At 69.9% G+C, this 13,633-nt stretch carries 12 protein-coding genes, 2 pseudogenes and 1 CRISPR repeat array; of the genes and pseudogenes, 8 read left to right on the top strand and 6 right to left on the bottom strand.

Annotated elements, in window-relative coordinates; all coding sequences use genetic code 11:
• Window positions 1-94 precede the first annotated feature (94 nt).
• Both AC0693_RS38420 and AC0693_RS38415 read right to left on the bottom strand, forming a co-directional pair.
• A pseudogene (locus AC0693_RS38420) lies at window positions 95-403 on the bottom strand (IS21 family transposase); the annotation flags it as partial.
• 82 nt (window positions 404-485) lie between these two features.
• Window positions 486-758: direct repeats of the CRISPR family, unit length 29 nt; unit sequence GGGACCGTCCCCGCGCGTACGGGGTGCAC.
• Window positions 759-1,768: 1,010 nt separating this feature from the next.
• On the bottom strand, window positions 1,769-3,154 hold the full coding sequence (locus tag AC0693_RS38415) for an RNA-guided endonuclease InsQ/TnpB family protein (protein WP_478804575.1): 1,386 nt from the start codon (window positions 3,152-3,154) through the stop codon (window positions 1,769-1,771).
• Window positions 3,155-3,284: 130 nt separating this feature from the next.
• Here AC0693_RS38415 and AC0693_RS38410 point away from each other — a divergent pair, with 130 nt between their 5' ends.
• The 6 genes and pseudogenes from AC0693_RS38410 (at window position 3,285) to AC0693_RS38385 (ending at window position 8,097) form a co-directional block, all read left to right on the top strand.
• A complete protein-coding gene (locus tag AC0693_RS38410) occupies window positions 3,285-4,310 on the top strand; it encodes an ATP-dependent DNA ligase (RefSeq protein WP_478804574.1) in 1,026 nt (341 codons plus the stop codon).
• 183 nt (window positions 4,311-4,493) lie between these two features.
• Complete coding sequence (locus AC0693_RS38405; protein ID WP_478804573.1) at window positions 4,494-4,757, top strand: hypothetical protein; 264 nt, start codon at window positions 4,494-4,496, stop codon at window positions 4,755-4,757.
• A gap of 229 nt (window positions 4,758-4,986) precedes the next feature.
• Window positions 4,987-6,399, top strand: a complete 1,413-nt coding sequence (locus AC0693_RS38400) for a hypothetical protein (RefSeq protein WP_478804572.1) — start codon at window positions 4,987-4,989, stop codon at window positions 6,397-6,399.
• A gap of 99 nt (window positions 6,400-6,498) precedes the next feature.
• Window positions 6,499-6,806 (top strand): annotated as a pseudogene (locus tag AC0693_RS38395) (DUF6247 family protein).
• Window positions 6,803-7,063: a hypothetical protein gene (locus AC0693_RS38390; RefSeq protein WP_478804571.1), complete on the top strand. Its 261-nt coding sequence runs from the start codon at window positions 6,803-6,805 to the stop codon at window positions 7,061-7,063. Before AC0693_RS38395 ends, AC0693_RS38390 begins: the two are co-directional and overlap by 4 nt.
• 476 nt (window positions 7,064-7,539) lie before the next feature.
• A complete protein-coding gene (locus tag AC0693_RS38385; protein WP_478804570.1) occupies window positions 7,540-8,097 on the top strand; it encodes a TRADD-N-associated membrane domain-containing protein in 558 nt (185 codons plus the stop codon).
• 334 nt (window positions 8,098-8,431) lie between these two features.
• Here the strand turns inward: AC0693_RS38385 and AC0693_RS38380 are convergent, their stop codons facing one another.
• The 4 genes from AC0693_RS38380 to AC0693_RS38365 all read right to left on the bottom strand — a co-directional run bounded on the left by AC0693_RS38380 (window position 8,432) and on the right by AC0693_RS38365 (window position 11,404).
• Window positions 8,432-8,665 carry a hypothetical protein gene (locus tag AC0693_RS38380; protein WP_478804569.1) on the bottom strand — a complete coding sequence of 78 codons (234 nt, stop codon included), beginning with the start codon at window positions 8,663-8,665 and terminating at the stop codon, window positions 8,432-8,434.
• Between the two features lie 1,303 nt (window positions 8,666-9,968).
• Entirely contained in the window at window positions 9,969-10,289 is a 321-nt protein-coding gene (locus AC0693_RS38375) for a hypothetical protein (protein WP_478804568.1), read from the bottom strand.
• 208 nt (window positions 10,290-10,497) lie between these two features.
• Entirely contained in the window at window positions 10,498-10,962 is a 465-nt protein-coding gene (locus tag AC0693_RS38370; RefSeq protein ID WP_478804567.1) for a hypothetical protein, read from the bottom strand.
• Window position 10,963: 1 nt separating this feature from the next.
• The gene (locus AC0693_RS38365) at window positions 10,964-11,404 is read right to left on the bottom strand and encodes a replication/maintenance protein RepL (protein WP_478804566.1); all 441 of its coding nucleotides are present in this window, start codon (window positions 11,402-11,404) and stop codon (window positions 10,964-10,966) included.
• A gap of 761 nt (window positions 11,405-12,165) precedes the next feature.
• Between AC0693_RS38365 and AC0693_RS38360 the strand changes: the two genes are divergently transcribed.
• Entirely contained in the window at window positions 12,166-12,777 is a 612-nt protein-coding gene (locus tag AC0693_RS38360; protein ID WP_478804565.1) for a hypothetical protein, read from the top strand.
• Window positions 12,778-12,988: 211 nt separating this feature from the next.
• Complete coding sequence (locus AC0693_RS38355; RefSeq protein WP_478804564.1) at window positions 12,989-13,471, top strand: NUDIX domain-containing protein; 483 nt, start codon at window positions 12,989-12,991, stop codon at window positions 13,469-13,471.
• Window positions 13,472-13,633 lie beyond the last annotated feature (162 nt).

Raw genomic sequence — 13,633 nt, 5'->3', positions numbered from 1 at the left:
ACCCATCCTCCCGACCTGGCTCAACGAGTCAGGCCCTCGATGGGGGTCAACTTTCATCCGCCGCCAACGGTCCACTTTTCACCCGCCGCCGACAGACATACTCCGGCCGAATCAACGCCAGCCGTTTACGCAGCGGCGGCATCGAGTACGGCCAGCCGATCCGCTCCGCGATCACCGGCGCCGGCATCCGCGGCCACTCGTTCAACAACGCCCGCATCTGCGGCTCGAACGCGTCCGCGACCTGCCCGCGGGACACTCGCTCGTACTTCGGCGGTCGGTCCGAGGACAACGCGGCCCGCACCGTATTCCGGGCCACCCCCAACCGCCGTGAGATCTCCTTGATGGGCACGCCCTCGGCTCGATGCAGCCGACGTATCTCCGCCCAGTCCTCCACCTTTAGCACCCTCCAAGAGTGATCAGGGGGTCAAGGTTGCGAGAGCAGTACGGGGTCAGTTTTCAGGAAGCATCAACAGGAGGACCGGTGCGGGACCGTCCCCGCCCGTACGGGGTGCACACAGGACCGGTGCGGCCTGCATCCAGATCGAGGGGACCGTCCCCGCGCGTACGGGGTGCACAGGACATCGCCCGGCTTGTGCAGGACGAGCCAGGGACCGTCCCCGCGCGTACGGGGTGCACGCCCCTGTCAATTCGTCAGATCGGGCGACGGCGGGACCGTCCCCGCGCGTACGGGGTGCACAAGACACCGGGCGTGGTCAACTCCATCAGACAGGGACCGTCCCCGCGCGTACGGGGTGCACCCTCCCTGACCTGCAGGGCTATGCGGGAGTCCCCGCGCCTCCAACCACTTGTCGGGAGTCGGGCATTGGTCGCATTTGTACGCACTATGGATGTGTGGGGACGGCTGGGAGGTTGCCCTCCCAGGGTGACCCGTTGCCGGGTCTTCCCGCTTCATCCTGCTCGCCCCGCCGACCCTTACGGGCGGTCGGGGTCTTACGTGCAGTCCACGGGCGTTACAGCCCCTGTTCCAGGGGACTGGCCCAGCCGCTACGGCTGGACAGGTGTGAGCTGGTCATGATCATACCGGTGGCGCTCCTCGCGCGTACAGAGTGCAAGCGCGAGTCAGGGGTGGTCTCCCGAAGATGAGGACCTCCCACAGCTCGGGTCCACCTTGGGGCCGTCCCAGCGCGTACAGAGTGCGCTGGTCTGTGGACGACGTACGACGTCGACATGGGACCGCCCCTCGCGTACGGAGTGCACCAGGCCCCGAGTGGGGCGACTTCCACGCACTCGGAACCGTCCCCGCGCGTATGGGCCACGACCCGCATGGCGACTACTGAGCCACTTCCAGGGACCGTCCCCGCGCGTACGGGGTGCACGGATCACATAGCCGAAAAGGGGGTCTGACCAGGGGGACCGTCCCCGCGCGTACGGGGTGCACGCCGCCTGAAGCAGCCCCACTCCTCCAGACTCGGGACCGTCCCCGCGCGTACGGGGTGCACTTCCCGGCAGGGGTGAAGAAATCCCGAACCCTGGGACCGTCCCCGCGCGTACGGGGTGCACCCTCGCTGACCTGCAGGGCTATGCGGGAGCCCCGGCGCTTCCAACCACTTGTCGGGGGTCGGGCATTGGTCGCATTTGTACGCACTATGGATGTGTGGGGACGGCTGGGAGGTTGCCCTCTCAGGGTGACCCGTTGCCGGGTCTTCCCGCTTCATCCTGCTCGCCCCGCCGACCCTTACGGGCGGTCGGGGTCTTACGTGCAGTCCACGGGCGTTACAGCCCCTGTTCCAGGGGACTGGCCCAGCCGCTACGGCTGGACAGGTGTGGCGTGGATCTTGATGTTCTGGGCCGCGTTGGCGTCCCTGTCCATGATCATATCGCAGGCCTGGCAGCGGAAGACCCGGTCGGCGAGAGTCTGGCTGCTGTTGACCCATCCGCACTGATGGCAGCTCTTGGAGGAGGGGAACCGGGTGGGGACGCGGGCGATGGTGACGGCGTGCCAGCGGGCCTTGTACTCGATCTGGCGGTTGATCTCGGCGAATCCGACGTCGAGGATCGCCCGGTTGAGGCCGGCTTTCTGACGGACGTTCTTGCCGGGCTTGGCCACGTTCCCCTTCGCCGAACGCGTCATGTTCTTGGTGGTGAGGGTTTCCAGGGCTATCTCGGCGTACTGCTCGACAAGGCGCTTGGTGATCAGGTGCTGGGCGGTGGCGCGCCGGGCGGCGAGCTGGGCGTGGAGTTTGGCGACTTTGGCCTTTGCCTCGAGGTAGCCGGCGGACTGCTGCTTGGCGCCCTTGACGTAGCGGCGGGACATGACGCGCTGGGCGCGGGCGAGTTTGCGGGCGGTGTTCTCCAGCAGGCGGGGGTTGTCCACGGTGAGGGTGGGGGCGGCGCCCTGGTGGAGGGTGAGGGGGTCGGACAGTACGAGGGCGGTTTTGACGCCGAGGTCTATGCCGATGCGGCCGGCGGCGCGCTGGCGGCGGGTCGGCTGTTCCGGTATGCCCGCTTCGACGCGGGCGAGGACGGAGGCGTGCCAGCGGTGTCCTTCGCGCGCCACGGTCAGGCTGGTGATGACGGCGCGGCCGTCACCAACGAGCTGGGTGAGAGCGCGCGGTGACTGGTGCAGGCGCACGGTGAAGGCCGGCTGTCCGCCGCCGCCCGGTATGCGCAGGCGCCGGGGGCCGTCGAAGCGGATGTCGGGGTTCTTGAGACTGTGGACGATGCGAAAGGACTCGCGGGCCTGGCCGCGGCGCTTGAACTTCGGGAAGCCCATCGGGGGCCGCCGCCCGGCGAGGGAGTCCAGCCAGTTCTTCCACGCGGTGTCCGCGTCCTCGAAGGCGGTGTAGTAGGCCCGGTTGTTGACCCCGTCCCACCAGGGATACGGGGTTCTTGGTTCCTGGTCTTCGGGGAGTGGGCCGATGAAGGCCTGCCCGCGAGTCTCGCGCCACCAGGCCTGGGTCCGGTTGCGGTTCGGGACCCGGATTTTGGGCGCCTTCTTGGTGGCTTCGGCCTTGTCCATCCCGGCGGCGACGAGCTCGTCTCGCCCGCGGCGCCACTGGTCGTAGACGGCAATTTTCATGCCCAGGGCGAAGTTGAAGCCGCAGCGGCTGGCGGTCGCGTAGCGGTGCAGGATCTCCACCTGGGCGGGTGTGGGGTCCAGGGCGTAGCGGAAGGCCTTGATGATTTCAGTCATCAGGTGATCATCACCGCTGCCACTGACAACGCTGGATCCGGCCGCCACTGCGCGTAAGCCTGTGTGTCGCCGGGCCTGTACGTGGTGGCCGGGGTGACCCTGGCAAGAGGTGACGGGTGAGGAGACCTGGGTGACGTTGGGACCGCCGGTGGAGCCGATGCTGGCGCAGGCCGCGGAGCGGCTGCCGGCCGCGGCCGGGTTCGGCCCGCTGGCGTTTGAACAGAAGTTCGATGGGTTCCGGGCGCTGCTGTTCACTGCGGCTGGCCCTGATGGGAGGGCGCTGCTGCAGAGTAGGCGCGGTGCTCTGATTCAGGACCGGTTCCCCGACCTGGTTGCGGCGGCCGACGCGCAGCTGCCCGCCGGCCTGGTCCTCGATGGCGAACTCCTGGTCTGGGACCCGGAGGAGGGCCGGTTGTCGTTCGAGGCGTTGCAGCGCCGGGCCGCTGCCCGCGGCCGCGGTGCGCCCGCGCTGGCCGCTCGCTGGCCGGCCTACTACGTGGCCTTCGACGTGCTCCAGCTGGACGGGGCGGAGCAGGTGAACCGTCCCTACGCCGAGCGGCGCGCCCTGCTGGAGGAGTTGTTCACCGAGCGCGAACTAACGGCACCGTGGACGCTCTGCCCCATGACGACAGACCCCGCGACAGCGCGGGAGTGGCTGGAGTCCTGGACCGACGTCTCCGGCGTCGAGGGCCTGGTCTGCAAGGGCATGTCGCAGAAATACCTGCCCGGGTACCGCGGGTGGACCAAGGTCAGAAGACGGGACACCACGGAGGCCGTCATCGGGGCCATCACGGGCACCCTCGCGCGCCCGCAGCTCCTCGTCCTGGGCCGCTACGACGATACGGGCCGGCTGCGCACGATCGGCCGGACCGTACCGCTGCGCCCGGAGCAGGCCCGCCAAGTCGCCGAGCACCTGACGGCCGCTGGCCCCGACCACCCCTGGACGGGGGTGCGGTTCGCCTCCGCGTGGGGGTCCCGCGACGTCCTGGACGCGGTCCTGGTCGGGCCCGGGCTGGTGGCGGAGGTCAGTGCCGACCGGGCCGTGGACCGCGGCGGCGTCTTCCGCCACCCGCTCCGCTTCCAGCGGCTGCGCCTGGATGTGGCGGTGGAGGACGTGCCGCGGTTCGGGGCGGGGCCGGCCGCAGCCGCCGGATAAATGGCCAGCGCCGGGGGTTGCGGCGCTAAGGGGCTGATGGTGTATCCGCGTGCAATCCGGCTCTGACCTCGGTTTTTGTGAGGAGTGGCGGGGCTAACCCTCTGCTGTCGCAGAGTGCGGTCACCGCCCGGGGCCTGCCCCGATTTCTGGCGGTTCCTGCCTATGCCTCAGGGGGGCTTCGCCATGTCCGAACCGATCGAGCGCCAGCAACCCCAACCGATCCTGAACGAGCAGCCCGAGCCGATGGTGGACCAGCGGCAACCCGAGCCCGTCCGCCACCTCTGGCCGACCCGCTTACTCGTGGCCGTCGCCATCGTCAGCCCGTTGCCCGCCACGGTGCTGGCGCGTCTGGCGCCGGAGTGGGGTGAGGCCGTCCAGGCCGGGTTCACTCCCGGCCCGATGCTGCTCGCCCTTGCCTTCGCCGACTGGGCCCGCCTGCGGCGGTAACCCCATCCCCGCCCGCCCGCGCAGGGGCCGTCACCGCCCGGTGACGGCCCCTGCTGTGTGTCCCCCGGCGGGGTGAATTTCCCCCTCGCGTACACGCAGGGGGATCTGACGGTGTGCTCCCAACTCGACCTGAAGCAGGGGCTATTGACAATAAACGGGATTTTTCGGCATCTTTCGGGCGCGGTCCGACGGTCGGGCCGCCTGATGTGCGTTTGGAGTGCGTTTCGTGATGAGCAGGGTGCGTGAGGTGTACGACGAGCGGCAGGCAGCGGGCCGGCTGCGGGTCCCGCTGGCCGCGTGGCGGTGGGCGGCCGCGACCGGCATGGTCGCGGCGCCGGACGCGGGGGAGGGGTTGTGGTCGAGGGCGGTGGTCGAGGCCGCTGACGCCGAGCAGGTCCGCGCGGCGCTGCGCGGCCCAGTCGGTGCCGGGTGGACGGCGGACCGGCTGACCCAGGCCCTTGGTGTCCCGCTCCCGCTGCGCCGCCCGCGGGTGACCGCATCGGCCGCCGGTCACCTCGTCCAAGCCGGCCTGCTGGTCCGCCTCGGCGGTGACGCCGAGTTCCCCGACGTCCACCCGGACCAGGTGGAACTCCTGGCCCGCCGCCGGGATCTGCCCGCCCTCCTCGACCGGCACGTACCGCTGGGCCCGGAGCAGGCCGCGGTGCGCCTGGGCGTGCGGCGAACGGATTTCGACCTGCTGGCGCGGCGGCTCGGGTGGCTGTCGCCGGTGGGCCAGGTGACCGTCGACTACAAGGCGCACGGCGGCCTGACCTCGGTGGACCTCTATTCCGCCGAGGAGATCGCCCTGCTGCCTGTGGCGCGGCCCGAGGTGGACTGGCGGGCGCTGCGCACCGTCGCGGCGGGCCGCCGCTCGCCGCTCGCCGCCCTCGCGCCGGTGGCGCCGGATGAGGACACGGTGGGGCTGGTGGAGGTAGCGCGGATGGCGGGGGTGAGTCCGCGGGCGGTGGCGGTGTGGCGCCGCCGCCTGCCCGCCTTCCCCGCCCCGGTGGGCGCCAGCGGGGAGCGCCCGGTCTTCGACCGGCGGGCAGTGGTGGCCTGGTTGCTGGCCCACGGCAAGATCCAGATCCCTACCCGGCCGTCCGTCGCGACGCTGCTCGTATCCGGATCCCGCGGCGGGACGCGCACGGTCCGCATCCATGACCCGCTGCTGCGCCAGGCGGACGGCGTGGAGGGAACGGACCGCCTGTCCGGGTGGGCGGGGGAGATGGATGCCGATGCACTGGCCAGGATGGGGGAGGCGCCGGTCGGAATGATGGTGCGCCGGCTCGTGGTGCCCGGGCAGGAGCCGCTGGCGGTGATGAGCGATGCCCGGCTGTCCGAGCGGATCCAGCCGGGCGCGGGCGGGCTCTTCATCGAGCTGTCCTGGCCGTCCCGCATGCGCGGCGCGGCCGTCCCCACACGCGGAGTGGTCCGGCACGGCCTCGCGTACACCGGGCCGGGGGAGGAGTGCGTGTGCGCGCGGCATGACTGCCGCGGCGTCGTCCCTGTCAACTGGTGCCCCGAGCACGGGAACCAGGCGACGCAGGTGATGGAGTGGCATCCCGGCGGCGGCATCCGCTGCACGGAACTGGGCCGCCGCCGGCGCACCAGCGCCACCACGGCCACCGCACCGCGAGCCTGACCTCGCACGGCCTGTCCGGGGAGGACGAACGACCGGCGAAGTCCTCCCCGGACACCGCGGCGGCCACTACCGTGTTGGCGAGACCGCCAGGAGGAGACCGTGACCGCCCAGCCCGAACACACACACCCGCCCCCTCATACGCACCCGCACCCGGCGCCCCGGCCGAACTCCTCGCCAAACTGCGCGCCGACCAGCGCGCCGCACAGTGGGTCCCGGCCTTCGAGAGGGAGTGGGCGGCCGCCCTGGAGGCGTCGCGCCGCACCTTTTCCCTGGCCGGGCTCTACACGATCGTCCAGGACTGGCAGGGCCGCCTCGCCCACGCTCCGGCGGTCGACGCTTTCGTCGCCTCCGGCTACGACGACAGCGAGGCCATCGACATGGCGGAACTGCGGGGCCGGCGCCGGTGACCGAACAGCCGTACGCGGTCCGCTTCTCCGCCCCCGCTGCGAAGATCCTCGACACCCTGCCCGAACACGCCGAAGCCATCGTGTGGGACGTCCTGGACGCCGCCGCGGCCGACCCGTGGGGCTTCCGGCCCTGGCACGAGGACGACGTCGAGGGTGAGGACGTGCGCTACGCGTCCGTCGGCCCGCTGTCCCTCACCTACTGGGTGAACCGGCCCCTGCACCGGCTGACCGTCCTGAGCGTCATCTGGCTCGGATAACAGCCCGCAGTCGACCCGGTCCTGCCCACAGCAGCGCAACCACCAGGGGCGGACCCCGGTGAGCGGTCGTCACAGCAAGAGCTGACCGCACCGCACAGGGGAAGGGTGTTCCCGGCGCCAGGACCCGCTGCGCGGAACTGGTCCGCCGGCGTAGCGGCGACGGCGGCCGCCGTAAAGGCCTTCCGCTACCTCAAGCGGAGCGCGCCGGACCGTGACATGTACTCCAGGGAGACCGCACGTGAGCACAGAGCGTGGGCACTATGTCAGATCGCACTTCGCCAGCCCGGTGATCATCATCCTGGGCTTCATGGTGGTTCTCACCTTCCTCACGGGAGGGAAGAAGACGCCCCCCCGCTACAACGCCGACACCGTGGTGGGTCTGGACCCTCGGGGCCACCGCGCTGCTCCTAATCGCCACAGTCGGCTCCTACTACCTCTGGACCCGGATCAAGCGGGAACGCACCGAGCTCCAAGCCGTGCAAGCAGCCACTGAACGCCAGCGGATAGAACACGAGCAGAGACTCGCCGACCTCAAAACCGTCACGCCGCTGGCCACACTGCTGGAACTCAACCAGAGCCAGATCGACGAGTACCACCGCATCGCCACCGACCAAGCCGACCGGTCCTTCCGCTCCTCCCAACGAGCGATGGCCATCGGCCTGATGATCATCATTGGCTGCAGCGCCGCAGGTCTCTACTTCCAGAACGCCCAGGTCAAAATCTTCGTCGGCTCGATCGCCGCCGTAGCCGCCGGCCTCTCAGCCTTTCTGAACCGCACCTACCTCCAGATGTACGGCCAGACTCTGAGCCAGCTCAACCGCTACTTCGAACAACCCGTTCTGACCGGGTACTACCTCACCGCCGAACGCCTCGCCCAAGGCCTCAAGGACGACCCGGAGAGCGAGATGCGCCGCCGCATCATCGACCAAGTCCTCCAGGCGAGCGCCAAAATGAACGGCACCACGGAGACCAGGGAACCCCAACCGGAGCAACCGCCGATCATCCCCCGAAGTATGAGAAGGCGCAGGAAGTAGACCTCGCCCCCGTAGCGCCCGCAGCGCGCGCAGCATCCCGAAGGGTGAGCACCCCCCCCAGGGGGCTGGGGGCAGTCAGGGAGGGCTCGCGGCACAGGTGCAGGGCCCGGTCCAGTGAGCGCAGCAGCTCCGGCTCTCATCCGGCGCGCGGGTCGTCGACGGCCAGGACTGCGCCCGCTGTTAGACCCGGTAACCCCTGACAGGATCAACCACAGGGCAGCTGGTGCCCTCGAAGCCGGAGCCCGCGCCGCTGCGCACGGCGCTGGCTTTGCGTTCTCGGCGGGGGTACCGAATCCCCGCCTCACCCCGGCCTCGCGTACTCACGTGCGGCTGATCAGAAGAGCTGGAGTTCCTCGTCGGCGGCTGGTTCGACGTCCTCGAACATCGGCAGCAGCAGATCTGAGCCCGCCGGGATGAGGCGACCTGAGGCGATGCAGGAAATCGGTGGAAGGCCGTGGCTGCGGTTCTGGGGCCCCGGCGGGTCGTGCCGGGCCAGGTGACGGGTGTCCGGGCTGACTGCGACGGAGCGACGGCAGGCAGGGCAGGCGATACGCGTCCAAGAGGGCATGGCGAAGTTCCCTTCGTCGAAGGCAATTGAAGAGGTACGTCCCCGAGAACCGGGGTGTGTTTGGAGAGTAGGAGCGTCAGACGGGTCTGGCGATGGCCTGGTACAAAAGCCGCCACAGGTGCGTTGTCGCAGGTGGGAGGTGGTTCCAGGCGCTGCAGGGTAGAGCAGGTCGAGATAGGTCGAGAACGCTCTAGAAAGCTCTAAGCCGCCGGAGCCGAGGATGACCGGATCGAGACGTCGGACGGTCGCTGCCACTCACGGAGAAGGTTTCGGGCATGACGAAGGTCCTTTCCGTGGCGGACTGGTGGGGGATCAGCCGGATTCGGCCTGTTGAGTGGAGAGTAGAACCTGGCGCGGAACGGGGTCGACCAGCGCCTCCGGAACCCGCCTTAGCGCTGTTTACGCTGATGGGTTCCCTTGTGGAGCCGTTCTGTTCTGGTGAGATGGCGAACTGTGGTTAACAGCGGGCAACCCGGACTAACTACGTCGGCCGACCCCACGGAGGGATTGGCTCGTTCTGTCTGTCTGACGGGAGTGTGGCAGAACGGCCACGCCCGGCGAAGCGGCTCGGACCTGTCCCAGCCAGGCATTCGGTGCGGCCTCCAGCAGGCTTCCGCAAGGTTTCGCGCGTGTCCGCGTCGATCCGCAAACATCCGCGTGGATCCGCGTGGATCCGCGTCACGGCGGGTGTCGGGAATATGTCCGGTTAGCGCCGCCTGGCAATGGGGGCGGGCCGCCTCGTCACATGTAGCCGGTGCCGTCAGCAACGTCACCGCCCGGCGCCGAGCTTGAAAGCGACGACGACTTGGAGGGTGGATGTCCGGCGCTGTGGAGAAGCCAGCTGAGTGCGCTCGTCTGGGTCGGCGGGGTGGTCTTGGGCATGGCGGAGATCTCCTCGGCATGGCTGTGATTGAGTACGGGCCAGATCCGGCCTGATACAGCGAGAGTAGAGCTCGGCCACTGAGGGCGTAGGGCACAGCCATCGGAAGTCGCCACCAGTGCTACATGGCCCCTGACCAGGGGATGAGGGCTCAAGAATGTAGTCAGGGCGTAGCCAGAGTGTAGTGAGAATGCGCGCCGAATTGGCTGGTTCGCGGCCCTGTGGGCTGAGTTCCGCTCAGCAGCCGATTGCAGGCTCCCGACGTCCCCCTTCAGCGGATATCGGAATGATCGGAGCTGCCGGATCTGGCCCGGCATCTGGAGAGTGGGGCCAGTGAGCCGGCGGCCAAAGGACGCGTGACGACGCCCCGAAGGGCGGGTTCGGCGGGGAAGGGCGCACGAGGTGGCGGGGGTCCGGTGCGCGCTACGCGGGGCCGAGGCACCCGCCGTGCGGCGTGTGTTCGACGTGTCCGACGGGTGCCTGCCTTGGGCGCGGAGCCGGAGGCCTCGGTACGCGCTTGCCACGGGGTGGCGGCTCCTTGGCGTCGGTGGCCCTGCGCATCGCGTCGACGAGGACGGCGACGGTCGCACCGAGCGCGACCCGGGTCTCTTCATCCTTCGCCGAGGAGCCGGCGTCCAGGAGAAGCACAACCGCGGCCTGGAGGTGGGCGACGGGAAGACTGGCAATACTCGTGGAGGCGAGCGCGGCCTGAGCCTGCTCCGCTGGCGACATGGTGACCTGCATGCTGCAGACCCTGGCCTCGTCCCCGGCCGGGGCGATCCCGACTCACCGGTCAGCGCCTGAACGTCACCGGGTTCACGTAGGGGTCCAGCCAGGGTGAGCCCAAAAAAGGGGGGGCAGTGAGGTGATCTGAAGGCGTGAGCCGCGTTCCGGGCTGTCTGACCGTCCATGCGAAACGGCCCCCGGATCGGGGGCCGTTTCGCATGGACGGTCAGACGCTGCGGAGGTGGGACTTCGACGCCTTGCGCGGGGCCGCTTTCTTCCGCGCGGCCTTCTCCCGGTTGTACAGGTCGAGGCGTCGCTCGTATTCCTCTTCGAAGTGGCCGACGTCCAGGCGGTCCTCCGGGGCGAGAGCGGCGAGGGCCGCGTGGCGGTCCTGGGGGGTGAGGTAGGCCGCGAGCATCTCGTGGAGCTGGAGGCGGCCGCGGCCCAGGACGCGGACCAGGCGGGCGGCCACCAGGTTGGGCATCGCCCGGCTGATGACACCGCGGTCCAGGGCCAGCGCCTCGGCGAGTTCGTCGTGGGTGGCCCTGACGAGGCCGCCGGGCTGCTGACGGGTCAGCAGGTGCAGGAGGATCGCATACGACGTGGGAGGCAGCCTGGGGACGTAGGCCAGGCCCTCCACGGAGATCTGCTGGTAGTGGGGCCACGACGAGGCAGCGGCGGTCACGGTCATTTCACTTCCCCTTCCGTTTGGGCCGGGGGCCATCCGGCAGTGTCGCCTCGGCTTCGGCCATCGCCCTGAAAGCCTGCGGTGCGTGCGGGTCCTGGAGGATGTCCCGCAGGAGGTCCAGCTGCTCCACGCGTTCCCGCGGGGTCCCCGGGAGTCTACGTTGCCCCTCCCGCGGCGGCTTCATGCCCCCACGCAGCACCGCGGACGGCACGAGCTGGTAGACACCGCGCCGCACCCGGCGCAGCACGCCGTCCTCCTGGAGGATCCCCAGCGCCCAGGAGACGTGGGTCCGGCTGTAGCCGCCGATTTCCTGGCCGATCTCTTCCTGGGTGCGCTCGATGTGCCCGCCCACTTCCTGCAAGCCGATCAGGGCCAGCAGGACGATGCCCACGAAGCGGTGTTCCGGGTCGGAGTAGCGGCGTGCGGCCCAGAGCATGAAGGCCACGCTGTCCATGCTGAAGGCATCACCGATGAAGCCCTTCGCCGTGGCCAGGGGGTAGACGTGCGCGGCATGCCCCGGAGGCAGCTCGACCCGCTCCCCGCGCGGAGCCCGGGGCGCGGGTGTTGTGGGTGGCAGGGGACGGCGGCGCCTGGGCCGTGGTGTCGGGATCGGAACTACGGCGTCATCTGGCATGTGCAGGGGCCCCTCGTCGTCCGCTTGCAGTGAGCAGGGTAGTGGACCGTTGCAGTACTGCCACGCTCACCGTGCCGGTAGTGCAACGATCCAGCGAGATACGCCGGTACAGCAGTGGCGTATCTCCTCCCCCAGCAAACGGCCGCCACCTCACCACAGATGTCACCGCAGCCACCCGGTTACCGTCCCGGATTGATCACGGTCCGTCTCACCGCTCACCCACCAGCTCACCGGTGACCGCCATTCACCGGCCCGCACCAGGGATCTCACCCTCGGGCGGAGGCGGACCGGACGAACGATCCGTGCAGCAGCCCGCCGGCCCAGGACGCGTCACCACCGTGGCAATCACCGCGACCCACGCCCAGCTGCCGAGGCCATCGAGCGCCCTTCACTCCCGAAAGCGCCGGAGGAAGGTCCCCCGCCAACACCGCGAGCGGGGCCCGGGGGCGGGGCGCGACGCTGCTCGTCTACTCGTTCGGGGATTGTGCCGCGCTGTCAGCTCCGGCTGCGGCATCGTCATAGCCGGCGCACGCGCCGGGCGCCCCGGGACCGAGCACTGTAGGAGGGCTGTCATGGGCGAAGGTGAGCGGGAGACGTGGACGACGGACGAGTTCGGCCGGTCCCACCAAGGCGCGGTGGGTGTCCTCCAGGAAGACGGCACGGTGCCCGGTCCCGTGTACTTCGATGCGGGCTCCGGCGCGGGTGGCTCCACGGTGTCGCAGTGGAACGTCTACGACGGCCGCTCCCCGCGGGTACCGCGCGCAGCCGCGCTGCGCGCGGTGTGCTCCTGCGGCTGGACGGGCCCGGAACACCGGCTGGACTGGGAGAGCATCGGCCGCAAAGACCTGGCGGAGGCCGGCGCCGGCCAGGCGGACGCCTGCCTGCGGGACTGGGACGGGCACACCTCCCAGGTCGAGGCGTCGGCGATCCCCCTGCCCGAGGCGGTCACCACGCTGCTCGCGCGGCTGGAAGAGGAGATCGACAAGCTGACGAAGACCTCCCCGGTCGCCGCGGTCCGCGCCGCACGCCGCCTTGAGGTCACGGCGGAACGGGTGGGCTACTGGGCCGCTCACGGCACCCGGACGGACCTGACACCCGAGCAGGCCGCCGCGGCGTTCGGGCTGGACGAGTCCGCGACGCGCCGCCTGCTGGCCCGCTTTGGCCGCTGGGACTTCTACCAGTGACCGACAGCGGGACAGCGCACCTGCGCCGCGCTCCGTGCTGGCCGGAGTGGTCACAGCGCGGCTGAGCGAGGGTCTTCGGGAGGGCCACTCCGTGTACTGCCCGGGCATCTTGTCAAGGTCCGGCTCCGCGAGGTCAGCCGCCCGCACCGCCAGCCTGGGGAGAGGCACTGAATGCCCGCGGCCGGTCCTCGTCCGGCCCTAGGGTGGGCTCATGATTCCTGATTTTGTGTCAGATCTGCGGGATGCCGTCGGTCCGGATTTCCCGTTGTGGCTGCCCGGGGTCGTCGGGGTTGTCGTCGATGCGGACCAGCAGGTGCTGCTGCAGCGTCGGTCTGCCGCGGGGCTGTGGACGCCGTTGAGCGGAATTCTGGAGCCTGGCGAAGCGCCGGCGGTCGCGGTGGTGCGGGAAGTGGCGGAAGAGACCGGGGTGCGGGTGGTGGTGGAGCGCCTGGTGGCGGTGACGTCTTCCCCGCAGGTGCGGCACAGCAACGGTCACGTGGCGCAGTACTTCGAGGTCGTGTTCGCCTGCTCCCCGGCCGAGGCGGGTCAGGTGCCGCGGGTGGGTGATGATGAGTCCTACGAGGTCGGCTGGTTCCCGCTGGGCTCCCTGCCGCCGATGACCGAGCGGATGAGGGAAATCATCGGGTTCGTGGAGAAGGGCGAGCCGCAGGCTTGGTTCGCTCCGGCCCCCTAAGACGCCATTTCGTTTGGTGTGATCTTGCGGCAGTCTGGTGTGGTGACGACTGGGCTTGTGCAGCGGGTGGTGCCGGACGGCTTGTGGGAGTTGTTCGAACGCGTGGTGCCGTCGGCGCCGGAACGCCCTCAGGGCGGTGGCCGGCGTCGGCATGGGGATCGG

This window comes from Streptomyces sp. NPDC043876, assembly GCF_056435825.1.
Note: the sequence above shows the minus strand (reverse complement) of the source record. Positions and strands in the feature narration are given on the sequence as shown.

What these genes read in the sequence shown, in the direction of transcription:
- AC0693_RS38415 (WP_478804575.1), bottom strand. Translation starts at nt 3,154, where the DNA reads ATGACTGAAATCATCAAGGCCTTCCGCTACGCCCTGGACCCCACACCC.
- AC0693_RS38405 (WP_478804573.1), top strand. Translation starts at nt 4,494, where the DNA reads ATGTCCGAACCGATCGAGCGCCAGCAACCCCAACCGATCCTGAACGAG.
- AC0693_RS38400 (WP_478804572.1), top strand. Translation starts at nt 4,987, where the DNA reads ATGAGCAGGGTGCGTGAGGTGTACGACGAGCGGCAGGCAGCGGGCCGG.
- AC0693_RS38380 (WP_478804569.1), bottom strand. Translation starts at nt 8,665, where the DNA reads ATGCCCTCTTGGACGCGTATCGCCTGCCCTGCCTGCCGTCGCTCCGTC.
- AC0693_RS38375 (WP_478804568.1), bottom strand. Translation starts at nt 10,289, where the DNA reads ATGCAGGTCACCATGTCGCCAGCGGAGCAGGCTCAGGCCGCGCTCGCC.
- AC0693_RS38370 (WP_478804567.1), bottom strand. Translation starts at nt 10,962, where the DNA reads ATGACCGTGACCGCCGCTGCCTCGTCGTGGCCCCACTACCAGCAGATC.
- AC0693_RS38360 (WP_478804565.1), top strand. Translation starts at nt 12,166, where the DNA reads ATGGGCGAAGGTGAGCGGGAGACGTGGACGACGGACGAGTTCGGCCGG.
- AC0693_RS38355 (WP_478804564.1), top strand. Translation starts at nt 12,989, where the DNA reads ATGATTCCTGATTTTGTGTCAGATCTGCGGGATGCCGTCGGTCCGGAT.